Raw genomic sequence first — 26,018 nt, forward strand, 5'->3', positions numbered from 1 at the left:
GCCCGCGGCTCGCCTGTGCCCGCGGCTGCGAAGGAGCTGCCGGATCCCGACAGGCCGGTGTGAAGGCCACGACCGCCGGGGGATCGTCGTAGCGGGGTACGGTCACAGGGAGGACGATCGTATGGTTTCCCCCGCCTCCGGGGCGGGCCCGGCCGGGCGAACCCCGCCCGGCCTCGTTCGAAAGGACCTCCCGTGCTCCCACTGGACGGCATCACCGTGATCTCTGTCGAGCAGGCGGTCGCCGCCCCGTTCGCCACCCGTCAGCTCGCCGATCTGGGCGCCCGCGTCATCAAGGTGGAGCGGCCGGGAACCGGCGACTTCGCCCGTGGCTACGACGAGACGGTCCGGGGCATGTCCAGCCACTTCGTCTGGCTCAACCGCGGCAAGGAATCCATCGCCCTCGATCTGAAGCGGACCGAGGACGCCGCGGTGCTCCGGCGGCTCGTCGACCGGGCCGATGTGTTCGTACAGAACCTCGCCCCGGGCGCGGCCGGCCGTCTGGGCCTGGACGCCGAGACGCTCGTCGGCGCCAACCCCCGGCTCGTCATGTGCGCCATCTCCGGCTACGGGACCGGCGGCCCCTACACGGACCGGAAGGCGTACGACCTGCTGGTGCAGTGCGAGTCCGGGGCGATGTCACTGACGGGTACGGCGGAGGTGCCGGCGAAGATCGGTATCCCGGTCGCCGACATCGCCGCCGCGATGTACGCGTACAGCGGCATCCTCACGGCGCTCTACGAACGCGAACGCACCGGCCGGGGCAGCGTCTTCGAGGTGTCGATGCTGGAGGCGCTCGGCGAGTGGATGGGGTATCCCGGCTACTTCACCCGCTACGGCGGCGCCCAGCCGCCGCGTACCGGCGCCGAGCACGCCGTCATCGCCCCCTACGGTCCGTACACGACCCGCGACGGGGTACGCGTCTTCCTCGGCGTCCAGAACGAGCGCGAGTGGGAGGACTTCTGCACGCGGGTCCTGGACGCTCCCCGCCTCGCCACCGACCCGCGGTTCGCGCGGAACTCCCTGCGTGTGGAGAACCGCGACGCGCTGCGGAGCCGGGTCGAGGAGCGCTTCGCCGCCCTCAGCGCGGACGAGGCCGAGCGACGCCTCGAATCGGCCCGCATCGCCCATGCCCGGCTGCGGGACGTGGCGGAGTTCGCGGAGCACCCGCAGCTCGCCGCCCGGGACCGCTGGCGCACCGTGGACTCGCCCGTGGGCCCGCTCGACGCGCTCCTGCCGCCCGTCACCGTCGCGGGCCGGGAGCCCAGGATGGGCCGCGTACCGGCCCTGGACGAGAACCGCGGGCGCATCCTGGCCGAACTGAACGCGACGGCAACGCGCCGCGGCGTCTCTCAGGGCGCCTGACACGGCGGCCGGTAGTCCAGGCCGGGGAAGTAACGGGACCACTGGGAGCGGCGGATGGCGGGCGCGGAGGCCGCGCAGGCCTCGGTGACGGCCCGGCGGGGGTCGGTCTGCCATACCCGGGCGGTGCGGTCGTCGCCGCCCGTGACGACAGCCCGTCCGCCGGGCGCGAACGTCACGGCGTTGATGGCGCCGCTGTGGCCGGTGAGCACCGCACGCAGAGCCGGGTGGCGTATGTCGCCGGTGTCCCACAGGCGGGCGCTGCGGTCGTAACTGCCGGAAGCCACCAGCCGCCCGTCGCCGCTGAACGCCACGGAGATCACCACATCGCTGTGGCCGGAGAGCACCGAGAGGGCGGCCGGGCGGCGGGGCAGAGTGATGTTCCACAGTCGTACGGTGCGGTCGTCACTGCCCGACACCAGAGTCCGGCCGTCGGGGCTGAACGCGACGGACGTGACGTAGTTGTGGTGGCCCCTGAGGACGGACAGCGCGACGGGGTGCCGCGGCCGGCGTATGTCCCAGAGCCGTACGGTGCGGTCGTCGCCGCCGGAGGCCAGCAGCTTCCCGTCGCCGCTGAACGCCACGGACTTCACGTTGAGCGTGTGGCCGGTGAGTGTGGCGAGGGAGGTGGGAGTGGTGCCGGCGGCGACGTTCCACAGCCGGACCGTGTGGTCGTAGCTGCCCGTGGCCAGTGTCCGCCCGTCGGGGCCGAACGCCACCGAGAAGATCGCGTCCGTATGGCCGCTCAGTGTGGCCCTCAGCGCCGGCCGGGCGGGATCGGAGACGTCCCACAGCCGCGCCCTGCGGTCATAGCCGCCGGTGGCGAGCGTGCGCCCGTCGGGGCTGAAGGACACCGACGCCACCCAGTCCGAACGGTCGAAGGCCGGGAACCCGACCGGCCGCCGGGGGTCGGACATGTTCCACAACCGTACGGTGCCATTGGCGGCGCCGACGGCCAGCAACCGCCCGTCACGGCTGTACGACACCGACGTGACGATGTCCGTGTGGCCGGCCAGCGAAGTGCTGACCGTGCTCAGCAGCCCGTCGCGCGCCTCGGGCGTGGGGGCGAGCCGATAGGCCGCCAGGAGGAGTTGGGTCGCCAGCTCTGGCCGCGCCTGCCGCAGGATCAGCGCTTCGGCGGTGACATTCCGGGACAGGATGGCGTCCCGCTGCCGGGTGATCTGCTGCTGGGCACGGAGGGCGAACCCGGCGGCGAAGGTCGCCGCGACGGTCAGCACCGCGAGCAGCGCGACAAGGCGGCGCAGGCGGCGGGTACGGGACCGGTCCCGGAGGGTCTCGGCGCGCTCGGCGGCGAGGCCCGCGTCGAGGAACTCCCGTTCCCGCGCGGTGAGTACGGCGCCGTGGGGATGGCGGCCCGGGTCGGTCAGATCCCGGGCCGTGGCCAGGCTGACGCCCCGGTACAGGGCTCCCGGGTCGCGGCCGAGGGACTCCCAGACCTCGGCGGCCTCGGTGAGCCGGCGCTGTGTCCGCAGCCCCTCGCGGTCCTCGGCCAGCCACCCGTGCAGCCGCGGCCAGCAGCGGATGAGCGCTTCGTGGGCTATCTCCACCTGGTCGCGGTCGAGGGTCAGCAGCCGTACGCTCGCGGCGCGTTCGAGGATGAGGTCGACCTCGGAGACCCGCTGGTCGAGTTCGCCGCGCGGCAGCCGGCGTTTGGTGTCCTGGGTCCCTTCGCCGAGGGCCGTCAGCCGGAGGAAGATCTGCCGGGCGATCCGTTGCTGCCCGGGGGTGAGTGAGGCGTGGAAGGTCTCCGCGGTCCGTGCGAGCGCGCCCTCGATGCCACCCGTCGCCTGGAACCCGGCCAGTGTCAGGGCGTTGCCGCGACGCCGGCGCCAGGTCTCCAGCAGCGCGTGGGAGAGCAGCGGCAGCACACCGGGGCGGTCATGGGCCTGGGCGACAAGCGTGGCCACCAGTGCGCCTTCCACGGTGCTCCCGGCGCTCACGGCGGGCCGGACCACGGCCCTGCGCAGCTCCTCCCCGGTCATGGGCCCGATCATGATCTGCGCGTCGGTCAGGGCCTCGACGAGATCCGCGTGCCGGGCGCAGTGCGCGTAGAAGTCGGCGCGGGTGCCCAGCACGACCCGGCACCGGCTGTTCGGTGCCCGGACGGCGGCGATGAGCGCGGCGATGAATGCGGTCCGCTCCTCGGGGCTCCGGCAGAGCGTGAAGGTCTCCTCGAACTGATCGATGATCAGCACGATTTCGGCGCCCTCAGGCCGGCCGGTCAGGATCTGCCGTACGAGCCGGTGCAGATTGCGCGGATCGGCCACGAGGTCGGCGTGCACCTGTCCGGAAACGGTGCGCGCCAGGGCAGACAGCCGGATCGCGCACTCCTCCAGCGGATGCGGCCCGGGGGTGAGCAGGACGACGTCCCGCTCGCCGGGCTCCTGCTGTGTGCCGTCACGCCATGTGCCGTCCTGCTGTGTGGCGTCACGCTGTGCGGTGTCCTGCCATGTGCCGTCATTCCGTGTCCGTTCCCGCTGTGCGCCGTCCCGCCGTACCCCGTCGGCGCGCAGTCGTGGCAGCAGCCCCGCCCGCAGGAGCGAGGACTTGCCGGATCCGGAGGCACCGAAGACCGCCACGAACCGCTGCCGCGACAGCCGGTCGAACATTTCCTCGGTCAGCCGCTCCCGCCCGAAGAACCGGTCGGCGTCCTCGGGCTGGAACGCCGCGAGCCCCGCGTACGGCGGGTTCGCGTCACCGCCCGCGTCGGACCGCTCGGCGTCCCGGTCAGGACCCGCGTCGTCCGCGGCGGCGAGGCGCGCCGCCACGGTGTGCCAGGTCCGCTCCCACTCGGCCACGTCGCCGTCGCAGGCCCGTACGTAGGCGAGGGTGACCGCGAGCGTCGGCAGACTCCGCCCCGCGGCGGCGCTGGACAGGGTCGCGATCGAGTAGTGCGTACGCTGCGAGAGCACCCGGTACGTCGGGCCGCCGGCCTTCTGTCGCAGCCCGCGCAGGTCCGCCGCAAACCCCAGCAGGGGACCGTCCCCCTCGTCCAATGGACGTTCACCGCGCGCCACTGCCAACCCCTCCCCGTCATCACCGTCAGGTGATCCCCTTTCCACACTAGGCTCCGGACTGGTGACGTGTCCGGAGGCGCCTCACCCGCGAAGGTGACATGGTGGATTCCGCGAGGCCGCCCGCCCGGTGCGCCGCCGCCGGATCGCCGGATTCCTTTCAACTCCCTTGAAATGTTTGCGAAATACTTCTTCCTGTGCGGTGGATGCGGAATGCAAAAAGCTTCTTGAACTCGCCGGACGAGTATGGTTCCGTCGTTTTCGAGGTTGGCCAACCAGTCATCCAAGAAACCGAAGTTGGGAGAGGTCATGTCTGTGACGTCACTTTCCGAACGGCTTTCCGGAAACGGCTTGCAGCAGCACTTGCACACCGAGACGACCGCCGTCGAAGAGGCCTGCATTCCGCGCTACGAGTCCTGTGCCTGGGACTCGCAGTGCTGCCACGGCCTGATCTGCGAGTGGTTCCACTGCTACCTGCAGGGCTGATGCCCGGCCGCGGGTAAAGCGGTGCCTCCGCCGGGCCGGCGCGCACCGAGAGGTGTCGCGTACGGCTCCGGCGGGGGCGGCAGGGCGCGTTCCCTCAATTCCTTCGACCGGCGAACCGGGGGCGACTGAAATCATGTGGAAACTCTGGAAATCCGCTCGGGCGGCACGGGAATTCCTGGAGTCGTCCCGGCGCGAGGGCGGGACGTACACGCTCGACTGGCCTCCGGTGTACGGCCGGGCCAGGAATTCTCCGAGAGGAGCGGCGCGCGCGGTGGCTCGTCTGCGGGTGGCCGAGCGGCTTTCCGTCGGTTTTCTCGACCCGGTGGAGGACGCGCTGTTCATCACCGCGGGTCTGCGCGGTCTCGGTTACCCGGCCTCGTTCCATCTGGGCAGGGAGACGGCGCCGGTGGTGGCTCCCGGCGGATTCTACGCGTGGGCGCAGTGCGGCGGCGCGGTCCTGACGACCTCGCTGCCGGTACGGGAGGAGTACACCGAGGTGCTCCGCACCGCCGAGGAGGAAACGGCATGTTGAACACAGCGGCTGTGACCGACGGCGACGGATTCCTGCTGAGCCGGGACGAGCCCGGCGGGCCCGCCGTCTACTACCGCGTCGGCCACGGCGGTCTGGAGTGGAGCCACGACCCGGCCGACTTCCTGACCGGCCAGGAGCGGCCCGTACCCGAACCGGGCACCCTGCTGGCGCTGGTGCACGGTCTGGCCCCGCCGCCGGACGCCACCCCGCTGCCCGGGGTACGCCGGCTGGCGCTGGGGACGCGGGTACGCGTCGATGCCGGGGGCGTCACCGTCAGCCGGCAGCGGCCAGGACTGCCCGCGGGGACCACCGATCTCACCTGGGCGGTCGCCGAGGTACTGCGCACGCTGCCCGAGGGGTACGCGATCGCCTACAGCGGCGGCCTGTCATCGGCCTTTCTCGCGGTGGCCGCTCTCTCGGCGGGGCACCGTCCGCCGCTGCTGCACGCGGACCTCGGTCTGCCGGGTCGACGCCACGGTCCTTCGCCTGTCGGCGACTTGACGACCCGTCATATTCCTGTGGACGTGTTCGAACTGCTGGATCACCACAGCGTTCCCACCGGCGGTCTGATGCCACCGCTGCCGGACCTGGAGTTCCCGCGCCGGCTCACCGCCCGGCTGGCCCGCGCCGCGGGCGGCGGACCGCTCGTCGCGGGCACGCTCCTGGAGGACCTGGTCTCGGCCAAGCTGCCGGAGGCCGACCGGGGCCCCCGCGACTGGCGCCTGCTGACCTGCGAACCCTTCCATCTGGTGGGTACGCTCCCGTCGTTGAGCGAGGCCGCCGCCCTGCTGGAGCAGGGCGTCGTCCACAGCGCGGCCGACGGCGCGGGTAGCGGGGCCGGGGCCGGGGCCGGGGCCGGGGCCGGGGCCGGGGCCGGGGCCGGGGCCGGGGCCGGGGCCGGGGCCGGGGCCGGGGCCGGGCAGGATACCCAGGACGCCCAGCCCGTCGACGGACCGCCGCCCCCGCCCCCACTGGGCCGACGGGATCTGCCCGGCATGACGCCCAAGGGACGGGTGGCGCTCCAGACCGTCCAGCAGGCGTCGTTGTCGGTGTGGAAGGACCATCTGGACTTCCTGGGGACGCTGCTGGGACGGGCCGACGCGGGGATGACCGAGCGCGTACCCGCCGACCACGACGGGCTCGTACTCCCCGCGCTCCACCCGGGGGTCCTCGGAGCGGTCGAGACACTGCCGACGGACCGCCTCGGCCGCATTGCCGGCGGCGTCTTCCGTAACCACCAGCCGCTCGTCCGGGCCGTGGCCGGGCACCGGGTACGCGGACTGCGGCGCGCCTCGTCCTCCTTCGATCTGCGCCTCGCCGCGGCCGCCTATCTGCACCGCGAGAGCGACAAGATCATCGCCGAGCTGGAGCGCACGTGCGCGCTGGCCGATCTCGGGCTGATCGATGTGGCCGTCGTGACCGGCCTGCTCCGCGAGGGGCCCGGCCGGGCCGATCACGCACTGCCGCTGCTGAGGCTGCTGTGGATCGACCGATGGCTGCTGAATTCGGCCCATGGCTGAAGGGCCATGACCGGAGAACCGTGACCGAAGAACCGTGGCTGAAGAGCCGTGACCGAAGAGCCGTGACCGAAGGGCTGACGACCGTGGCCAAGACGCCTCCTCCCGCTCTCTCCGTTCCTCCCTCCCTCTCCGTCGCTCTCGCGCCGGGCGTCCGGCTGACCGGGCTGCCCTTCGGCGGCGCCGTGCTCATCAACGAGCGCACCCTCGCACTCGCCGAGTGCGCCGAACACGACGCCGGGCGCCTCCAACGCCTGCTGGCGAAGGGCCGGTTCGACGCGGGCGACACCGACGTGCCGCGTCTGGCGCGCCATCTCCTGGAGACCCAATGGCTCGTCGTCACGGACGACGCGGCCGCATGACCGTGCGACCGAACGACGATGTGAAGTGAGGTTCCATGCCCTCCCGACTTCCGCAGGCCGCTCTCGCCGCGCTGGCCGGTCCCCTGCTGGCCGGCGGCGCCGCGAAGGTCCTCACGCCCGCCGACCGGCTGGCCTGGCCCTACCGCTCCGCCGCACTGCGCGCCCCGCACGGCCCGCGTCTGGCCGGCGGCGCCGAACTGGGCGCGGCGGCCGCCCTGGTGCTGCTCCCGGGCCGGGCGGCGCCCGCCACCGCGCTGCTGACGTACGGCGCGCTGGCCGCCGTGGCCCAGTCGCTGCGCGGGCAGCGCTGCGCCTGTTTCGGCGCGGCCCGGCTGGCCACGGTCGGCCGCTCGCACGTCGGCGCCAACGCGCTCGCGGCCACGGCCGCGGCGGTCCTGATGACCGCTGACCTGCCCGCCCGGCCACGGCTGCGCGGTGTCGCCGCCGTGGCCGCGGCGGCCGTGACCGCCACCGCCGTACTCGTCGCCGACCGGCGCAGGGCCGCGGCCGAGGCGACCGCGGCGCGGGCGGTGGAGGACTCCACCGAGCCGGTCGGCGGCGTACAGCTGTACGTCTCGGACAACTGTCCCGCCTGCCGGGCGCTGAAGCAGCTGCTGGGCACGATGGAACCGGTGCGCCGGGCCCGGGTCGAGACGACGGTGGTGAGCAGCGGCAGCGAGCTTCCCCCGGAGATGGCCGACATGTCCGTGCCCTGCGCCGCGGCGGTCGACGCGGCGGGGCGGCCGGTACGGGCCCCGGTGTCCGGCATCGGTGCGGTGAAGGCGCTCATCGACACCATCACGATCAGCGGTCCGGAACCGGCACATGCCGCCTGAGCCGCGTTCCGCCGCGGACGCGGGGCCACGGGCCGTGGACGTACGGCCTCGGCCGCGTACCACGACCGTCCCCGGCACCACGGGCGACGGCGATGTCGACACCGTGGAGATGCGGCCCGATCTGACCGCGTACGCGGTACTCAGCGCCCCGGCCCGGCCCTCCGTGTCCGACTACAACCCCGCGACGGTCCACTGGCGGAATCTGTCGGTGGACCCCGACCTCACCGGTCTCGCACCGAGCCGCTCCCGGCACGCCGGGATCGCGCTGGGACGCGACGGCGGTCCGGGTCTGTGGTCGCTGCCCCTGCGGACACTGCCGGCGGCGGGACTCGCCTGGCACCCGAGGCTCCCGCTGGTCGCGGGCCTCGTTCAGCGGGGCCGTCGGGTGCACCCGTGGACCGCCGACTACGCGACCCGGAGTGTCACGGTCCACGAGCGGGTACGCGCCGCGCTGTCACTGACGCCGCACGGGGGCGGTCGCCGCTGCCTCGCGTGGTGCGGTGACGACGAGTTGGCGCTGCTGACGCCCCCCTCACAGCCGCCCCCGGCACCTTCGCCCGGTCCGGCGGAGCTCCGGAGGCCGGTGGTGTGCGAGGCGTCGGGGCCCGGCCATGTCGTCTTCCTGCCCGGCCTCGCCGAGCTGGCGGGTCTCGCCGCCGCCACGGTGTCCGTGCTGCACCCGGCCACCGGCGCGCTCCGCGTCCTGGCCGCGCCCGCGCGCCTGCTCGTCGGCGGGCTGGAGCCGTCAGCGACCGGTCGGCGCCTGCTCGTCGACCATGCCGTCGGCACGGACGATTCCGTCCGGCAGACGGACGACGCCCTGCGCTGGTCACGGGCCGTCATACCGACGGACCCCGCGATCTCCGACGGGTGGTCGGAGGTGCCTCGGACAGCGCGTTGGTCCGGCGACGGCGACGACACGATCGCTGTCCCTGTCCCTGTCCCTGTCCCTGTCCCTGTCCCTGCCGCCGCCTCTGCCGCTGCCGCTGTCGCTGCCGCCGTGCCGGCCCGGGGCGGGACGGTCATCGATCTGCGCACGCCCGAGCCGACGACGGCGCCGACGGACCGCCCGCCCGCCCGGCTGACGATCTCTCACGATCCGGGGGACGCACCGCTGTGGTGGCGGTGTCTCGCCTCGGCCGACGAGCCCCTGGTCATCAGCCGCCACCGGCACGGCCTCCGGCTGACCACCCGGCACACCACACGCCTCGTATCCCTGCCACCGGAGATCCTCCGTCCCGGCGGCCGGACGCGCCTGGGCCCGTGGGCCGCCGTGTACGACGGCGCCGACGCGATCGTCCTGGAGTACGCGGGCGACGGGCGTGCGGGCCTGCTCGTCATCGACCGCGAACGGCGAACGGCGCGCGTGGTGCCCGTTCCCCCGGTGCGGGCGGACGACGGCGACGACGGCTCGCCCGTACGCGGCTGGGCCGCCGTCCAGGACGGTCTGCCGCGGCTCACCGTCCAGCACGGCGGCCGCCTCGGTCTCCGCCGGTACGCGCTGTGCGGGGACCGTCTCGAACCTGTCGGCGGCCCGCGGCCTCTCCCCGCGAGGCACGTACGCCGCGTACGGCCCGCGGCCTCTCCTGGTACCGCCCTCTTCCCGGCGTCCGAGGCCGACGGCCCCCGTCTGCTGCCCATCACGCCCGGTGTCGAGGGGCCGCAACTGCTGTGGATCCACGCCCGCAGATACGGGAGTTCGCCGACGTCGGCGTACTCGCACCCGTCCCTGACGGGGACCGACGCGCCCACGGCCGTACTCGACCTGCCGCTGCGCTGGCCGGCCGACGCCCGCCCGGCGGACCTTCACCAGCAGATCACCGGCGCGGTCGACGCCGCCACGCACGCGCTGCGCGCGGAGCTGGGGCGTACGGGGCCCGTCGTCGTGGGCGGCCACAGCTTCGCCGCCACCCTCGCCCTCTACGCGCTCGCGCACCGCCCAGAGTTGACCGGTGCCATCGCCCACAGCGGGAGTTACAACCGGACGCTCACGCCGGACGGTTTCCAGTACGAGCGGCGCACCTACTGGCAGGCGCCGGGTGTCTACCGGGCCTTCAGCGCCCTGGACTTCGCCGAGCGCCTGGACCGGCCGGTGCTGCTCGTGCACGGCTGCGAGGACACGAATCCGGCCACCCCGCCCGACCAGGCTGTGGCCCTGTACCGCGCCGTCGTCGCCACGGGCGGCCACGCACGGCTCTTGTTGCTGCCGTACGAAGGGCACACCTTCCGCCACCGGGAGAGCCTCGACACCGTCGCCCGGGAACACCGGGCCTGGCTGCTCGCCCGGTCCACGCTTCCCTCGCGTACGCGTCCCGGGACCCAAGCCCCCCGTATCCGTACCAGTACCGCCGGCCGTACGACGGACATCTCGGAAAGGACCTGACCGATGGCAGAGCAGCCGGACCGGATGCGCACGACCGATCTGATGCGGTCCTGCGCGTACATCGTGCGCATCGCCTGGCAGGCGGACCGGCTGCGGCTGACCGGCGTCTTCCTGGTCCAACTCTTCACCGCCACTGGACTCGCCGTTCTGATCCTGGTGCTGCGCGGCACGCTGGGGCAGGCGTTCTCGCTGAACGGCGAGGGGTCCCGGGCGAACGACCGGCTGATCCCCGCCTTGTCCGCGCTCGTCCTGCTCGCCTCGGTGGGCAGCATCCTGCGTATCGTCAGCAGTGGCTGGCAGCGACTGCTGACGGTGAAGATCGACCGGCACATCATGGCGAGGGTGCTGGCCGGCTCGGCGCGCGCGGAGCTGGCCCGGTTCGAGGATCCGGCCTTCCACGACCGGCTGCAGCGCGCGGTGTTCGCGTCCCGTTCTCAGCCGGTGATGGTGGTGACCGCGCTGATCGGGGCGGTACAGGCGGTGCTGAGCATGGTGGCCGTCGGGGCGGCGTTCGCCGTCATGACCTGGTGGCTGCTGCCGTTCACCGCCCTGTCGGTCCTGCCCGTACTCAAAGCGGCCCGCGACGAACGCGATGCGGACTACCGGTTGCACGGTCAACTGGCCGAGGGGCGGCGCGTCCGCGAGTATCTGGAGCATCTCCTCGTCGGGCGCGACGAGGCCAAGGAGATCCGCTCCCTGGATCTGGGCGGGACGCTCCAGGACCGTTGGGACAGCCACTACGTGGAGGAGATCTCCAGTACGGCCGCCATACAGCGCCGGCACACCCGTCGCAAGGTCGTGGCCCGGGTGCTCGGTGATCTCGTCTTCATCGCGGTCATCTGCGCCATGTGGGGAATGGTGCGCAGCGGCGGAGTCGCGCTGCCGACCGTGCTGGCCGCGCTGGGGGCGCTGCTGTTGCTGGCCACGCGGATGCAGATGCTCGGCTATCTCTTCAACAACATCGGGGCGGCGGCACTCTATGTGAGGGACATCCGCGTCTTCACCGACGCCGACGCCGACGCCGAGACAGTGAAGGCGACAGAGACAGAGACAGAGACGGAGCAGGAGAAGGCGACGGAGACGGAGACGGAGACGGAGAAGGGAAAGGAGAAGGCCGCCCTCGCGCCCTTCGCGTCGCTGCGCACCGAGAACCTCGCCTTCACCTACCCCGGCTCTCCCCGCCCCGCCCTCCACGATGTCTCGGTCGAGTTGCGGGCGGGCGAGATCGTCGCCCTGGTGGGTGCCAACGGATCGGGAAAGACCACCTTGGCCAAGATCCTGGCCGGCCTCTACCAGCCCGACGACGGCGCACTCCTCCGTGACGGCCTGCCGGTACCCGACCCCGCGCGGCTGCGCGCCACGACCGCGATGGTCTTCCAGGACTTCGTCCGCTACAAGCTCTCGGCCGCCGACAACATCGCATTCGGCCGCCCGCACGACGTCCCGGATCCGTCGGCGGTGGCCCGCGCCGCGAAGAGCTCCGGCGCGGCGGACGTGATCGGTGAACTGCCGCTCGGCTACGACACCGTAATGAGCAAGGAGTTCACCACCGGCGCCGATCTCTCGCTGGGCCAGTGGCAGCGGCTGGCGCTGGCCCGTGCCTTCTACCGGGACTCACCGTTCGTGATCCTCGACGAACCGACGGCCTCGCTCGATCCGCAGGCCGAGGCCGATCTGTTCGCACGGATCCGCACGCTCTTCGCGGACCGTACGGTGCTGGTGATCTCGCACCGTTTCTCCAATGTCCGCGGCGCGGACCGGATCTACGTCATGGACGCGGGCCGGATCATCGAGGAAGGCGGCCACGACGAACTGGAGGCGGCGGGCGGCACATACGCCCGGCTGTTCCACCTCCAGGCGGAGGCGTACCAGGACGGGGACCGGAACCGGACCACCAGCGGCGTCAGCCGGCCAGCGCGCCGAGCAGCCGCTGCCCCCGGCGTGTCAGCCTGACCCGTACCTGCTGGCCCTGGCGCTTGCGCCGGATGAGGCCGGCCGCCTCCAGCTGCTTGCAGTGATGCGTCACCGCTCCGGGCGCGCACCCGAGCAGGGCGCTGACCTCGCCCATCGTGGGCCCGCGATGGGCCTGCCGCAGCAACCGGGCCCGCATGCACCCCAGTACGGCCTCCAGCGGATCCGTACGTACCGGCTTCGCGGACGCGCGCCCGGCCCACAGCTCCCGCAGGCCGGGCAGGGGGTAGCCGACCCAGGCGCACGCCTCCTGGCCGAGTCCGACCACGGAGGCGGAGCTGCCCGACGCCAGCGGCACCAGCAGCAGCCGCCGTTCGCGCAGCTCGCACTCCCCCGGCGAACGGTCCGGCAGCCGCAGCAGGCCGGGCGCGTAGCCGACACGGGGGCTGAGGTCGCCGAAGACACCGGCCAGCGTGCCCGTGACGGACGCGATCCCGATCCGCTCCGCCTCCAGGTCGAGCAGTTCCCGCGAACGCCGCCAGACGGGCGCGAACACGGCCCAGACGCCCAGCATCACCTGGACGTACGCGCGGACGAACGGCTGCGGCCTGTCCGCCACCCGCCGCCATCCGACCGGAACCCCCTCGGGAAAGCCCGCCGCCAGATCACCGGCCAGCCGCTCCGGCGCGAGCGCCTCCATCCGGTCCAGCTGCGCCCGTACCCCCGCCCGGTCGAGGGGCAGTGGCGACAGGCAGTCCGGCAGCCACAGACTGCCTCCCTCGCACGCCGGCCGCAGCGCCTGCGCGGCGGCGGCCGGGCACGCCGCACGTACGGTCGACCGCACCGCGACCGGCACCCCCTGGCCCGCCACCCCCAGGGCATCGGTCACCAGCGACATCAAGGTGGGCAACGGCTGATAGCCCACCGAAACCTTCAGATCGTCCACTCGCCCCAACCGCAGCACCGACTGACACCCCACGAGCGCTCCCCGTTTTCATGATGCCCGGCCCCGTCGCACCCGTCCGCACCCCCGTGGCGGACGGGGCGCCGGCCCACGTCACAGCGTGGGCCGGCGACTCGACAAATCGGTCCGGAGGGTTCATCCGTACCAGACGAAGATTGTTCGGAATCCGCGCGCGGGACCTGAACAAAAGGAAGCGAACAACAGGAGGTGGACGCGGAGCGGGCCAAAGAGGCTGACGACGACGGCCCCGCCGCCCGCGCACACGCCCGCGCACACGTCGGCGCGGGCGGCGGCCCGTGACGGAGCGGCGCCGGTACTCGTTGTCCGGGCTGTGAACGAAGTATCCGAGGACGTCGTGACGGCGGTCGGCACGCTCATAGCGTCGACGCGGACGCTTGAGCGGCTCGTCGCCTCACTCCCCGCCGACGAGCGGTGCGGAGGCCCCGGCCCGCGCCTGCGGGCCGAGCTCGCGGAGCTGGCGGAGACCGCGCTGCGCATCATGGACGATCTCGACGAGAGCCTGGACGGCACCCGGCCGCGGTGCTCGCGCGTGGACCTCGTCGGATCGCTGCGCGCCGCCAACGGGCTGGTGGTCGAGTTACGGGACCGGACGATCGACAGCGTCGTCTCGGCCGTCCCCGTGCCCGACTACCCGACGGCGTAGGCGCCGTCCGGCGAGCCGACGACGGGAAGCGGGACCGGCGGGAAGATCACCGCCCGCAGGGGCGCCAGCAGTTCGTTGACGCGCTCGATCCCCTCGGGCGTTCCCAGTGAGAGCGGCGGTGTCGCCGAGGGTTTCAGCGCGTCGGGGGCGCGGCGGTCACCGAAGAACATCAGCGACTCCAGGGGGCGGTTGCGGCGCGCCTGCCAGCGCAGGCCCTGGCTCCAGGGCGCGCGGTCGCGCAAGTACCGGGCCCAGCGGCGGGTGAAGGCGTACTGCGGGCCGTCGGCCTCGACGAGCCAGCCGTCCTGGCACACCGCGGCCAGTTCCACCGCCGAGCACAGCGACACCACCCGCAGATCCTCGGTGACCTCCAGCGCGGACAGGGTCCGCTCGGCGACCTCATGGCCGAGGATGACGCGTACCCCGAGCCTCAGGTCGAAGTCCCGGTCGCGCAGCAGTACTTCGGCGAGCGCCGTCGCCGGGTCGGGCGCGGCGTACAGGAACGGGTAGGGGCTCTCGGTGACGCCGTCGAAGCGGGAGCCGCCGAAGTAGGCGTCGGCGGGACGGGGGTTGAACTCCCTCACCGCGCGGGAGGATTTGTGGACCCGCCACAGCACGGTTCCGGCGGGGACGGTGTGCGCGTGGGGGAAGACCGGTACGTCCGGCAGGGCCTGCGCGGTCATGTCAGTCCTCCCCCAGGGTCGCGCCGGCGCAGGCCACCAGGTCGTCGTCGCGGTCCGCGCCCAGCAGATCCGCGGGCGGGTCCCCCAGCCAGACGTTCGTGGCCAGCCACCAGGCGGTCACGCCCCACGGGTCGCGATCGGCACCGAGCAGCCTGTTGACCCGTACCACCACCTCCCGAGGCAGGCCCGAGGGCTCGAACTGGAAGCGGGGGAAGGCCGCCGCCCCTCCGGGACGCTCCAGCCGGATGAGCTCGCGCGCCGCCCCGTTCCGCGCCAGGGCGCGTGCCTCGTCGTCGCTGAGTACGGGGGTGGCCGCGAGTACGCGCCGCCGCACGAGGTCCATGAGCGCGGCGGGTCCGGGGGCAGTGGTACCGGCGTCCGTCGTATCGCCGTCCGTCGTACCGGCGTCCGTCGTACCCGTGTCCGTCACACCGGCGTCCGTCGTACCCGTGTCCGTCGTACCCGTGTCCGTCGTACCGGCGTCCTCGGGCTCGAAGGAGAGACCCGCGAGGGACAGGATCGCGGCCGCCTCGGCGTCGATGGCCTCGCGGTCCAGCACGTCCGGAGCCCGCCAGTTGGACTGCCGCAGGATCGCCAGCGCCACCGGATGGTCGGACGGAAGCGCCTCGGCGAGGGCGAGCAGCAGCCGCCTCGCGTACGGCTTCGGGTCACTGGCGGCCCGCATCCGGGCCTGGATCGAGGCGACTTCGGCCCGGCCGTCGGCGTCGAGCCGCGCTACCAGCTCGGCCAGGTGGTCCGCCACGATCCTGTTCAGGTCTTCCATGCTCATCGGCGTCAACTCCGGCTGGACGGTAGCGGGTCAGCGTCCCTGGTGGGTGTACGCGGCCCAGGCGTAGGTGTGGAGATGTTCGGGGTCGGACACCTGCGCGGCCATCAGCCGGCTCATTCCCGGGACGGGCGCGCGTTCCGGGTCGAGCATCCACAACTGCGCGGCGCGCAGGGCGCGTGCGGGGGTGACGCCCTGGGAGAGATGGTGATGGAGCACGGTCATGAGCAGGCCGCTGGGCCGGTCCGGAACATTCCAGCGCGAGCCGACGACACCGGTCGCTCCGGCGGTGAGGAAGGCCGTGGCGAGAGTGAGCGCCTCGTCATGGTCGCGTTCGCTCAGATCGCTGAGACAGGCGTTGAGCACGACCAGACCGCCGGGGCTGCCGGGGCGGCGGCCCACCGCCCGTTCGAGCACCCGGGAGATCGGGAGTGTCAGCTCGGTCCGCGCGGCACGCTCGCTCTCCCTGGATTCGCCGAAGAGCAGGGCCGAATCGAGCGGGACCTCTCGCGTGTCGGCGTGGCAGCCGAGATGGAGGAGGGAGGCCCCCGGCTCTCCCCGGCCGGGCAGACAGGCGAGTACGCGCTCGGGCAGTCGGGCGTGTTCCTCCGCCGTCTCCGTCTCGGCCCCCAGGACGCGGGCCCGCGGGTAGTACGCGTCCCGGATGCCCTCCGCCTCCAGAACCGGCCACAGGAGGTCGCCGCTGGGGTCGAGAACGATGACGGGGTCGTCGGCGGGCGGCAGTTGGTCGCGTCCGGCCGCCTCCGCGAACTGCCTGCCGCTGGCCGCGTAGGACACCACGGCGTCCTGGATCACATACCGGTGCCCCGTCGCGTCGCCGGTGCCGGAGGCTCGGGTACGGGCAGCGTGCCAGGTGACCACGCCGAGGGTGGAGCAGGGCACGAGCACCAGATGCGGCGTCCGGTCACCGTCCCGCTCCCGCTCCCGCTCCCGCTCCCGCTTCCGCTTCCGGTCCCAGGTCGCGATCTCGTCGAGCACCGGTCCCATGGCCGCCGGATACGCCCAGTCGCAGAGGCGTTCCAACTCCGCCCGCCAGTCGGTTCCGGCGCTGTCGCGCGCGGCGCCGCGGGCCCGGGAGAACGCCGCGCGGGCGGAGATGTACGAGCGGAGCGGGGCGCAGGCCCGCTGTGCCAGTCCGGGCAGAGGTACGTGCACGACACGGCCGTCGGTGTCCACCAGCAGCGCGGCACCGGGGCCGTCGCCGTGCTCGGGCCCGTCCAGGAGATAGACCAGCGCGTCGGCGTCCACCTCGGCGAGGGACTTCCCGAGCGCCTCGGGGGTGAGCGCCTCGTGCAGGCTGTGCCGACCGTCGTGTTCGGCGAGCACGCCCAGTGCCTCCCGCCGCAGCTCGCTCGGGATCTCCCCGCCGGGCATGCCCTGTTCGAGGAGCAGCCGCACCGTACTGCGCAGGCTCTCGGTCACGACGGCGTCCCGGTCCGGCACGGACGTGAGCGCGGACATGGCCATGGACGTGGGCGCGGAAGCCGGAGACGCGGGAGAAGCCGGAGACGCGGGAGAAGCCGCGGACGCCACGGGGGGCGCCGGGGGCAGCACCGGCGCCGGGCTGTCGAGTACGCGCTCGCGCCAGCGGTCGGCTAGGTCCGCCCGCCCGGCCGCCACCAGCCGGTCCGGTACGTCGGTCGCGGTGGTCGAGGCCCGCAGTACGAGCGCCCGCCCGAGTTCGAGTGCCTCCACGGCCGTGCGCGGATGTCCGTCCTCCAGGCTCCAGTGCGCGACGCGTACGGCCCTGCGCGCCGCGCCCCTGGCCGGGAGCAGTCCGTGGTGTGCGCCGCGCTGGAGCATCACCTCCGCGGCCACGGTCCGGATCACGGCGAGACCCGCGTCGACCGCGGCGGAGGGATCGCCCGCCGCGGGATCACCGCGCCGCCGGTATCCGTCGGCGAGGCCGTCCAGTACGGCCACGGCCGCGATGGGCGGCGTATCGGGGCCCATCCGTTCCCGGGCGCGTTCCAGGCCGAGCAGCGCCTCCGCCAGTACCTCCGGATCGTCGTTGAGCAGGTTCAGCAGCAGCCGGGCCGAGCCGAGGCCGGAGTGCCCCATGAGGCGGACGTCCGCGGGAAGCCGCGACTCGTCCGCCATGAGCTCTTCCAGCAGGGACGTCCCGCGCCGCAGCTCGGCGGTGTCCCCGTGCACCGCCCCTCGCACCACGGCGGCCAGCCCGCCGAACGTGGCCGCCATCGGCTGAAGCCAGGGGATGGAGATGTCGTCACCGAGCGCCGTCTCCTCCAGCAGGTCCAGCGCGGCGGGCAGTTCGTCCCAGTTCTGGTTCTTCATGGCTTGTCCGAACGCGCCGAAGGCCCTGGCGACGTTCACGGACGCGGGCCACACGTGTGCGCCGTCGTTCCCGGCGATGGTCCGGAGTTCGGCAAGCGCCTCCGCCGCGCCGTCGCCCATCTCGTTGGCGCGCCGCCCCAGGGCGAGGGCCCGGAAGGTCTCACCGAACTTCTGGTAGCCGGTGGGTCGCTTCCAGGGCCGGTGCGCGAACGCGGCGCCGGTGGCGTGGTCCAGGAAGATCCCTCCCGTCTCGGCGTCCTGACGAGTGCCGTGCCGCAGATAGTGGAAGTCGAGCGTGGCTCCCAGCATCGCCAGAGCGGCCGGAGCGACGGCGTGCTCCGCCGGGATCAGTTCGGTGGCCCGCCGCAGATGCGCCAGGGCGCGCCGGCTGTCCGCCGTCTCTCCGGAGATCACGCCCCGGAGCATCAGCGAACCGCCCACCTGGAGATGGGCCATACCGGGGTGGGAGTCGTCCGTGGCGAGCCCGGCCGTACGCTCCAGCATCTCGTCCGCGGCCTCCAGCGCTTCGGACAGCCCGTTCGGCGACACGGTCCGGGGAGCGGGCGCGCCGTCGGGGCGCCAGCGCAGCAGCGAGCGCACCCCGGCCACGACCGACTCGTCCACCAGATCCGGGGAGCGGTGCCGCAGCGCCTCCAGGAACTGCTGCGAGCCGAGCAGATCCAGCACGGATTCGTACCACGGGCTGTCGGCGGTGATCTCCGCCCTCGCCCTGGCCAGGACGGCGGACGCGGCCTCCAGATCCTCGTCGGTGCCCGAGTCCGATGCCCGCTCCAGGTACTCCTGCGCCAGTTCACCGAGCAGCGCGTCCCGCAGGATGTGTCCCGGAGGAAGGGTGTCGATCGCCGCCTCCAGCGCCGGGCCGGTCTCACCGGGCGCGCCGTCGGTGTGGCGGGACAGCTCCAGGGCGGCCAGTTGCGCGAGGGTCTGCAACTCGGTCCGGTTCTCCGCGCCCATGGGCATCAGCTTCACTCCCTGCTGGAACAGGGGCAGCGATCTCATCAGCGACAGTGGGTCGAAGGGCTGTCCGAGCAGCACGCGCAGCATCGGTGCCAGTCCGAGCATGAGCTTCAGCGGGCCACGGACGGGTTCCGGCCACCGCGGGCAGGTGCTGCTGTGCTGGAGATAGCCGATCGACTCGTCGAGATTGGCGACGAGCCGCGCCCGCACCGCGGGATCGCTCGGCGGAGCCTGCATCCATCGCCGGACCGTCTCGAAGTCGACGGGCCCGCCGAGTCTCAACTGCCGGGGCAGTGCGGGGAAGAAGAGCAGCCAGCCGAGCCACATCTGGGCGTAGTCGTGGTCCCAGGTGCCCGGCCGGGTGGTGTTGAGGACGCGCCGGAACACCGTCAGCGCGATCTGTCGTTCCTCGTCGTCACCACCGAACCGGATGTGCAGGATCATCAGCACGCTGCCGAGCCGTACATCCACGCGGAGTCGACGGGGATCGTCGAGGGGCAGCTCCCGGTCGGCCTCCAGCAGAACGTCCCGCGCTTCCCGCACGGCCAGTTGACCGACCTTCTCCCGCACCCGGTCGGGCGCGAGAGGATCGGTGCCGGCCGTACGGTCTCCCAGCCGCAGGAAGCGGTCGGCCAACGCGATCCCCCAGTCGGCGAGTTGCCGCGCCCGCTCGACCGGGTCCATCCCGTGGATCTCCGTCATCGCGATCCTCCCTGCCGGTCGTCGCTGACATACCGCCAATGGCTTTTCACCGTAACGCCGTTGCCCGTATCCGGGGGTGGTGATGCCGCCACTCTGCGGTGCGGGGACGCCGTACGGAGGGGAGCGCCCGGAAGACAACCGGAACGCGACCGGTGACCAACCAGAACGGCCCGATCTCGGCGTCGGACCTGCCACCGGCCGCGTCGGACCTGCCACCGGCCCCGGCCCGGACGTCATCGCGGATAATTCGTTGTCCGGGCCAATTTGTTGTCCAAGCCTTTGATGTTGCCGGGCTTGGCAAGCCGAGCCCTACCGGAGCACCGTGTAAGGCGACTGGGCGGCCGGGAACGATCACACTGGACCGGGCTCGCGTACTTGCACGTTGAGAGCTGCGCAGTTCGCCGCGCCTCCAGTCGACCCCGGTGCGGTGAGCCGCACCGAGGGAAGAGTGGAAGAGACCGGCGTGGAACGAGTAAGCGGGGGTTATCCCCCGGACATCTCCCTGGAGTCACTGATGCCGGAGCCCCTGCTCGGGCGTGAGTATCAGGACCGCCCGGAGGCCGTGCACGAGCGCTTACGGCGCCGGCACGGCGCGGTGGCTCCCGTGGACCTGCTGGGGGTACCTGTGTGGCTGGTGCTGGGCTACGCGGAGGCCCTGCACGTACTCCAGAACGACGCGATGTGGCCCAAGGGATTGCAGCACTGGCGCGCCCGCAACGAAGGCCGCGTCCCGGCCGACTGGCCGGTCGCTCCCGCCCTGGAGGCCGACAATACGATGGCGCGCGGTGGCGCCGATCACGCCAGGTACCGGAGCGCGTGGGACGCGGCGCTGAAGCCCTTCCAGGACCCGGCTCATCCGCAGACCCGTCGACTCAAGGACAACATCCGCCGGACCGCGAACGAACTCGTCATGCTCCTCGCCCAGGAGGGCAGGTCCGGTACGGCGGATCTGGCCGCGCGGTTCTCCCGGCCGCTGCCTCTGATGGTGGCCGGCGAACTGCTGGGCGTCTCCGGACCCCAGAGCGAGCGGACCCTCATGGACATCTGGCGGATCCTGGACGCCGGACCGGACGCGGCGGTGGCCTCCGGGCGCGTACACACCGCCATGGTCGCGCTCGCCGAGGAGAAGCGGCGCCGGCCGGGCGAGGACTTCCCCTCCTACATGCTGGCCGCGCAGCCCCGACTGACGTCCTCGGACCTGGCCCACGAACTCACCATGCTCATGGGGATGATCTCCGACCACGCGGGCATCCTCATCGCGAACGCCGTCGTCGAGATCATCACCGGCGACGGCCGCGCACGCGCGAGCCTGTCGGCGGGGATGATCCGCGAGACCGTCAACCATGTCGTCCTCCGGAAGCCTCCGTTGGCCAACTTCATGCCGCGATTCCCGCTCAGGGACCAGCGGCTGGGTGAGTACATCATCCGGGCGGGCGAGCCGGTCTGGATCGCCACCGCCGCCACGCACGCGGACCTGCGCTCGGCGGCCGGTACGTCGGCGGACCGGGCGACCAGCACGCGCGCGCATCTCTCCTGGGGCGCGGGACCGCGTCAGTGCCCGGCGCGTGAGCTCGCGACCACCATCACCACCCTGGCCCTGGAGTGCCTGTTCGAACACTTCGCGACGCTGGAACTGGCCGTACCGTCGGACCAACTCCCCTGGCGTTCCTCACCGTTCGTACGCGGCCTGCGCTCCCTGCCCATCGGATACGAGCTCAGGGCCGACTACGAGATCCCCGACCCCGGCCGGGCGGCGGCCGACGAGCGGGCGGCGAGCGAGGAGCAGCCCGCCCCGGCCTCCACACTGCGCCGGCTCCTCGCGGGCACGGTCACCGGGACGATAGATCCGTACTCGTTCTAGACACTCGATCTGGACACTTGTTCCGGACAGGGGCGGCCAGAGGCGGACGGGCAGGGGCGGAGGGCGGGGCGGTCAGGGGGTGTCGCCCTGCCAGTCCCACAGCCGCGGGTCGGCCGGGCCGGGACCGTACAGCGCGTGCCCCCCAGATCCGTACGCGCCGATCTCGGTGGCCAGCGCGGCGCCCTCCCGCAGCTGTCCCGCCGTCCAGCCGGTGACATCGAGGAGCAGGCCGTCCAGCGGGCCGGCGACCAGCTCCCGGTAGACATGGCCGGGCCGGGGCCCCGGGTCCGGATCGTCGTGGTCGGCGCCGTACACCCGCCGCCGTATCAGTTCGTCCATGACAGCCAGCGTCCCACCCACCACTGACACTCATGGACGAGCCGGTCCCGGCAAGCCGGTCCTGAGGCCCGCCCGCCCTCCGGCGTACGCCGTACCGGGGGCCTCAGACCGCGACCGGCAGCGAATCCAGTCCGCGGATCACGAAGTTCGGCTTGCGTACGGGCTCGGCTGCCGGACGCAGTCCGGGGGCCAGCTCCAGCACCGCGGCCATGGAGGCGGCCAGTTCGATACGGGCCAGTGGCGCGCCGATGCAGTAGTGGATGCCCGCGCTGAACGATATGTGCGGGTTGTCCCGGCGGGACAGGTCCAAGCCGTCCGGATCGGCGAAGACCGCCGGGTCGCGGTTGGCGGAGCCGAAGAGCAGGGCGACCTCGGCTCCGCGCGGCACGGTGGTACCGCCGATCTCGACCGGGTCGAGCACCCAGCGCTCGAAGAGCTGGAGCGGCGTGTCGTAGCGCATCAGCTCCTCGACGGCGGTGGGCAGCAGCGCCCGGTCCGCGCGCAGGGCGGCGAGCTGGCCGGGGTGCCGGAACAGCGCGTACCACCCGTTGACGGTGGCGTTGACGGTCGCCTCGTGCCCGGCGTTCAGCAGCAGCGCGCAGGTGGCGACCATCTCGGCCTCGGTCAGCTTCTCGCCGTGGTCGTAGGCGGCGATGAGTCCCGAGATCAGGTCCTCGCCCGGCTTCTCGCGCCGTACGGAGATGAGTTCACGCAGATACGCGGAGAACTCCTGGGAGGCGACGACCGCGCGGCGGCCGGTCTCCTCCGACGGGTTGAGCTCGTACATGCCGACGATCGCCGCCGACCACGGCCTCAGCAGCGGCCGGTCCGTCTCCGGAACCCCCAGCATCTCGGCGATGACGGCGACCGGCAGCGGCTCCGCGACGGTCTCCAGCAGGTCGCCCCCGCCCCGCTCCACCAGCCGCTCCACCAACTCGCCGGCGAGCCGCCGTACGTACGGCTTGAGCCGCTCGACCGTACGCGGGGTGAACGCCTTCGACACCAGGCGCCGGATGCGGGTGTGGTCCGGTGGCTCCAGCTCCAGCATGCCGTGGTCGTTCAGCTCGTGGAACGGTTCACGGCCGGGCGGCGGAGCGGTCTTCCCGAACTCCTCGTGGCTGAACCTGTGCCCGTAGGACCGGCCGAGCCGCCGGTCCCTGAGCAGCGCCGACACATCCGCGTGGTGCGGGACGAGCCATTGGTCGCTCGGCTCGTAGTAGTGCACCCGGCCACGGGCTCGCAGCTCGGCGTAGGCGGGGTAGGGGTCGGCGAGGAACGCGGTCGACCGGGGGGCGAAGTCAGGCATTCCAGGAAGGTATCCGGCGGCGGGAACGAAGACCAGTACGGTCCCGGCTGCGACGACCGGCCCTGGCCGAACCCTAGGTCCTGTCCTCAAAGCAGCGCCGTCCGCCCGAGGGGCGGGCAGGCGGGACTTTGAAGACAGTCCCTCGGTCCTGTCTTCGGCCATGACACCGCCTTGTGCTGCGGTTGGCCTGTCCATGACCATGGAGCGCCGGATCACTGACCCAGCCGTGGAAGGGACTTGCCATGTCGCAGCACCCCACCGGGATACCTCGAAGGACCGCCCTGTCCGCCACCGTCGCGACCGCCGTGGTGGGGGTACCGGCGCTGGCGTCGACGGCGTCGGCGGTCCCCGCGGCCGCGTCCACCGGGCACGGGGACGGGGACCGTCCCGCCACCGCCCAGTCCCCCGGCCGGGAGTTGAGGGACCTGCTCAAGGAGATCGACCGTGACCGGATCGAGGCGACCGTGCGCCGGCTCGCCGCGTTCGGGACGCGGCACACACTGTCCACCCAGGACGACCCCGAGCGCGGGATCGGTGCCGCCCGCGACTGGATCTACGCCGAGCTGAAGCGGTACGCCGAGGCATCGGGCGGCCGGATGACGGTCGAACTCCAGTCGTATGTGCAGGAGCCCGCCTCACGGATCCCGGTGGCGACCCGGATCACCAACGTCATCGCGACACTGCGCGGTTCGGTCGACCCCGACCGTATCCATGTCGTCTCCGGCCACTACGACTCGCGTGCCACCGACGTGATGGACGCGGTGAGCGACGCGCCGGGCGCCGATGACGACGCCTCCGGTGTCGCGGTGGCGATGGAGCTGGCACGTGTGATGGCGAGACGCCGGCCCGCCGCGACCATCGTCTTCGCCGCCGTGGCCGGTGAGGAGCAGGGGCTGTACGGAGCCGCGCACATGGCGGAGCGGTTCAAGGCGGCGGGCGCCGACGTCCAGGCCATGTTCACCAATGACATCGTCGGCAGTTCCCGGGCCGACGACGGCACCCGCGACCCGTACACCGTGCGGCTCTTCGCCGAGGGCGTGCCCTCCTCCGAGACCCCGCAGCAGGCCGACACCCGCCGCTCGATCGGCGGCGAGAACGACTCGGCGACCCGCCAGCTCGCCCGCTTCGTCCGGGACGTGGCGAGCAACGACGCCACGGGCATGGACGTCCGGGTGGTCTACCGTCGCGACCGCTATCTGCGCGGCGGTGACCACATCCCCTTCCTCGAAAGCGGCTACAGCGCGGCCCGGTTCACCGAGCCCGCCGAGGACTTCGCGCACCAGCACCAGGACGTCCGGGTGGAGGACGGTCAGCAGTACGGCGATCTTCCCGAGTTCTGCGACTTCGGCTATATCGCCCGCGTGGCGCGCGTCAACGGCGCGGTGCTGTGGACCCTCGCCCAGGCCCCGGCGACTCCGCGCGGGGCGAAGATCGTCACCAGCTCGCTGACCAACTCCACCGAGTTGGTGTGGGAGCAAGGCACCGAACCCGATCTGACCGGTTACGAGGTGGTGTGGCGCGAGACGACCGAGCCGGAGTGGACCCATGTGGTCCGGGCGGGTGACGCGACGAGTCACACCGTGGACCTGTCCAAGGACAATGTCTTCTTCGGCGTCCGCGCGGTGAACCGGGCCGGTCATCGCAGCCCGGTGGCCTTCCCCGCACCTCAGCGCTGACCGCCCCTGTCCGTCACCGCACCGCGGGACGAAGCCCCGGGGCCACCAGGCCGTATCGGAGAAGCCCCGGGGCTTCGGATCGCGCCCGTACTCAGTGCCGTAGGGCCCACTTCTGGACCGACTCCAGCGGACCCGTCCGGAAGCGCCGCAGCCACAGCGTCGAGCCGATCATCAGCACGGCACACACCACCGCCCACAGTCCCATCACCCACCACGGCCGCCAGGACTCGCCGAGCCGGTGCGCGAGGCCGAGGCCGATGCCGTACGAGACGAACACGCACAGCAGGTTCTGCAGGACATAGCCGGAGAGTGCGGTCCTGCCGACGCCGGTGAGGCCGTTCAGCAGGGGGCCCGGACGCCGTACCCGCTCCACCAGCACACCTGTCAGTCCGATGTAGCCGAGCGCCATCAGCGGTCCCGCCACATACCGGTCCAGGAAGAAAAGGTCCGGGCCTCCCAGCGAGAGCGCGACGCTGAGCGGGAGTCCGAGGCCCAGGCCCCACGCGAGGAGGCGTCCGCGGATGCGGCGCCCCGTGGCGTCGGAGCCGAACGCGCCCGCGCGGAAGAGCTGTACGCCCAGCAGGAACAGGAAGACGAGCAGGCAGAACGACAGCAGCGGCTCCATGCGGAAGTCCAGCGCGTTGTCCAGCCGGAACCTGACCTGTTCGAGGTAGCTGCCGTGCGCGTACAGATCCACCACCTCGCGCGACACGGACTCGCCCCCCTGCGAGCCACCCTGCGAGCGGTCCGCCAGAAGAGCCGCCGTCAGCAGCGTGATCAGGGTCAGATGCAGCCCCGCCGCCCACCACATCACCCGGCGCCGCGCCTTCGGCGTACGGGTCAGCAGCCGGGCCACGAGCAGCGCGGTGACCGCGTAGCCCATCAGGACGTCCCAGGCGAAGACAAGGATGAAGTGCAGCGTCCCCTCGGCGAACAGGAACAGGGCCCGCCATCGGTACCGGCCCGGCCAGGGCGCACCACGCCGCTCGGCCGCGCCGTACTGGATGGCCAGGCCCACGCCGAACAGGATCGTCAGCAGCGCCAGGAACTTGCCGTTGGCCAGCAGTCTCATCGTGCTCTCGGCCGTCGCCGGGAACGAGGCGAAGGACATCCCGCTCTGTCCGCCGCTGAGGATGGACCACTCCGCGCCGGGGCTCGTGAAGATCCAGACGTTGGTCATCAACGTGCCGAGGATCGCGACTCCTCTCATCACATCGAGGAGCGGGAGACGGGCAGGCCGACCGGGGATCGCGGCCGAAGAGGGCAAGGTCTCGGTCATGGGTTCATCGTCCCGGCGCGTCCGGCCGATCACGTCATGACC

At 72.4% G+C, this 26,018-nt stretch carries 19 protein-coding genes; 11 read left to right on the plus strand and 8 right to left on the minus strand.

The features are described from left to right. Nucleotides 1-192 precede the first annotated feature (192 nt). Nucleotides 193-1,362, plus strand: a complete 1,170-nt coding sequence (locus ACIRQP_RS32445; protein ID WP_403896445.1) for a CaiB/BaiF CoA transferase family protein — start codon at nucleotides 193-195, stop codon at nucleotides 1,360-1,362. Here the strand turns inward: ACIRQP_RS32445 and ACIRQP_RS32450 are convergent. Next, complete coding sequence (locus ACIRQP_RS32450; protein ID WP_403896448.1) at nucleotides 1,350-4,397, minus strand: AAA family ATPase; 3,048 nt, start codon at nucleotides 4,395-4,397, stop codon at nucleotides 1,350-1,352. The genes ACIRQP_RS32445 and ACIRQP_RS32450 overlap by 13 nt on opposite strands. A gap of 348 nt (nucleotides 4,398-4,745) precedes the next feature. Between ACIRQP_RS32450 and ACIRQP_RS32455 the strand changes: the two genes are divergently transcribed. From ACIRQP_RS32455 to ACIRQP_RS32485, 7 genes are all read left to right on the plus strand, one after another. Beyond that, a complete protein-coding gene (locus ACIRQP_RS32455) occupies nucleotides 4,746-4,880 on the plus strand; it encodes a Dickkopf N-terminal cysteine-rich domain-containing protein (protein WP_403896451.1) in 135 nt (44 codons plus the stop codon). Between the two features lie 271 nt (nucleotides 4,881-5,151). After that, nucleotides 5,152-5,412 (plus strand): hypothetical protein, encoded by a 261-nt coding sequence (locus ACIRQP_RS32460; RefSeq protein ID WP_403896454.1) that lies wholly within the window; start codon nucleotides 5,152-5,154, stop codon nucleotides 5,410-5,412. Continuing rightward, nucleotides 5,406-6,932 carry a hypothetical protein gene (locus ACIRQP_RS32465; RefSeq protein ID WP_403896457.1) on the plus strand — a complete coding sequence of 509 codons (1,527 nt, stop codon included), beginning with the start codon at nucleotides 5,406-5,408 and terminating at the stop codon, nucleotides 6,930-6,932. Before ACIRQP_RS32460 ends, ACIRQP_RS32465 begins: the two co-directional genes overlap by 7 nt. A gap of 20 nt (nucleotides 6,933-6,952) precedes the next feature. Continuing rightward, entirely contained in the window at nucleotides 6,953-7,291 is a 339-nt protein-coding gene (gene adfB / locus ACIRQP_RS32470) for an actinodefensin-associated protein B (RefSeq protein WP_403896460.1), read from the plus strand. Between the two features lie 35 nt (nucleotides 7,292-7,326). Continuing rightward, nucleotides 7,327-8,127 (plus strand): hypothetical protein, encoded by an 801-nt coding sequence (locus tag ACIRQP_RS32475; RefSeq protein WP_403896463.1) that lies wholly within the window; start codon nucleotides 7,327-7,329, stop codon nucleotides 8,125-8,127. Next, nucleotides 8,117-10,510, plus strand: a complete 2,394-nt coding sequence (locus ACIRQP_RS32480) for an alpha/beta hydrolase family protein (RefSeq protein ID WP_403896465.1) — start codon at nucleotides 8,117-8,119, stop codon at nucleotides 10,508-10,510. The genes ACIRQP_RS32475 and ACIRQP_RS32480 overlap by 11 nt, the downstream gene beginning before the upstream one ends. 3 nt (nucleotides 10,511-10,513) lie before the next feature. Continuing rightward, on the plus strand, nucleotides 10,514-12,463 hold the full coding sequence (locus ACIRQP_RS32485) for an ABC transporter ATP-binding protein (protein ID WP_403896468.1): 1,950 nt from the start codon (nucleotides 10,514-10,516) through the stop codon (nucleotides 12,461-12,463). Here the strand turns inward: ACIRQP_RS32485 and ACIRQP_RS32490 are convergent. Then, on the minus strand, nucleotides 12,414-13,400 hold the full coding sequence (locus ACIRQP_RS32490; RefSeq protein ID WP_403896471.1) for an ArsR/SmtB family transcription factor: 987 nt from the start codon (nucleotides 13,398-13,400) through the stop codon (nucleotides 12,414-12,416). The two genes, ACIRQP_RS32485 and ACIRQP_RS32490, sit on opposite strands and share 50 nt — an antisense overlap. Nucleotides 13,401-13,716: 316 nt before the next feature. Here ACIRQP_RS32490 and ACIRQP_RS32495 point away from each other — a divergent pair, with 316 nt between their 5' ends. Continuing rightward, a complete protein-coding gene (locus ACIRQP_RS32495; RefSeq protein ID WP_403896473.1) occupies nucleotides 13,717-14,049 on the plus strand; it encodes a hypothetical protein in 333 nt (110 codons plus the stop codon). Here the strand turns inward: ACIRQP_RS32495 and ACIRQP_RS32500 are convergent. Genes ACIRQP_RS32500 through ACIRQP_RS32510 form a run of 3 tightly spaced genes read right to left on the minus strand, consistent with a single transcriptional unit; the run spans nucleotide 14,034 to nucleotide 19,515 of the window. Further along, nucleotides 14,034-14,732: an RES family NAD+ phosphorylase gene (locus tag ACIRQP_RS32500; protein WP_403896476.1), complete on the minus strand. Its 699-nt coding sequence runs from the start codon at nucleotides 14,730-14,732 to the stop codon at nucleotides 14,034-14,036. The genes ACIRQP_RS32495 and ACIRQP_RS32500 overlap by 16 nt on opposite strands. Before the next feature lies 1 nt (nucleotide 14,733). Then, on the minus strand, nucleotides 14,734-15,522 hold the full coding sequence (locus tag ACIRQP_RS32505) for a hypothetical protein (protein ID WP_403896479.1): 789 nt from the start codon (nucleotides 15,520-15,522) through the stop codon (nucleotides 14,734-14,736). Nucleotides 15,523-15,552: 30 nt separating this feature from the next. Continuing rightward, entirely contained in the window at nucleotides 15,553-19,515 is a 3,963-nt protein-coding gene (locus tag ACIRQP_RS32510; protein ID WP_403896482.1) for a CHAT domain-containing protein, read from the minus strand. A gap of 514 nt (nucleotides 19,516-20,029) precedes the next feature. On the opposite strand from ACIRQP_RS32510, the gene ACIRQP_RS32515 reads away from it, so the two are divergent. Next, on the plus strand, nucleotides 20,030-21,376 hold the full coding sequence (locus tag ACIRQP_RS32515; protein ID WP_403896651.1) for a cytochrome: 1,347 nt from the start codon (nucleotides 20,030-20,032) through the stop codon (nucleotides 21,374-21,376). A 72-nt stretch (nucleotides 21,377-21,448) separates the two neighbouring features. On the opposite strand, the gene ACIRQP_RS32520 is transcribed toward ACIRQP_RS32515, so the two are convergent. Beyond that, nucleotides 21,449-21,715, minus strand: a complete 267-nt coding sequence (locus ACIRQP_RS32520) for a hypothetical protein (RefSeq protein WP_403896484.1) — start codon at nucleotides 21,713-21,715, stop codon at nucleotides 21,449-21,451. A 103-nt stretch (nucleotides 21,716-21,818) separates the two neighbouring features. Continuing rightward, a complete protein-coding gene (locus tag ACIRQP_RS32525) occupies nucleotides 21,819-23,021 on the minus strand; it encodes a cytochrome P450 (RefSeq protein WP_403896487.1) in 1,203 nt (400 codons plus the stop codon). Between the two features lie 242 nt (nucleotides 23,022-23,263). Between ACIRQP_RS32525 and ACIRQP_RS32530 the strand changes: the two genes are divergently transcribed. Next, the gene (locus ACIRQP_RS32530) at nucleotides 23,264-24,697 is read left to right on the plus strand and encodes a M20/M25/M40 family metallo-hydrolase (protein WP_403896490.1); all 1,434 of its coding nucleotides are present in this window, start codon (nucleotides 23,264-23,266) and stop codon (nucleotides 24,695-24,697) included. 91 nt (nucleotides 24,698-24,788) lie between these two features. Here ACIRQP_RS32530 and ACIRQP_RS32535 read toward each other — a convergent pair whose 3' ends face one another. Next, nucleotides 24,789-25,976 carry a DUF418 domain-containing protein gene (locus ACIRQP_RS32535; protein WP_403896493.1) on the minus strand — a complete coding sequence of 396 codons (1,188 nt, stop codon included), beginning with the start codon at nucleotides 25,974-25,976 and terminating at the stop codon, nucleotides 24,789-24,791. Nucleotides 25,977-26,018: the final 42 nt, after the last annotated feature.

This window comes from Streptomyces sp. NPDC102274, assembly GCF_044766385.1.
Classification (GTDB): domain Bacteria; phylum Actinomycetota; class Actinomycetes; order Streptomycetales; family Streptomycetaceae; genus Streptomyces.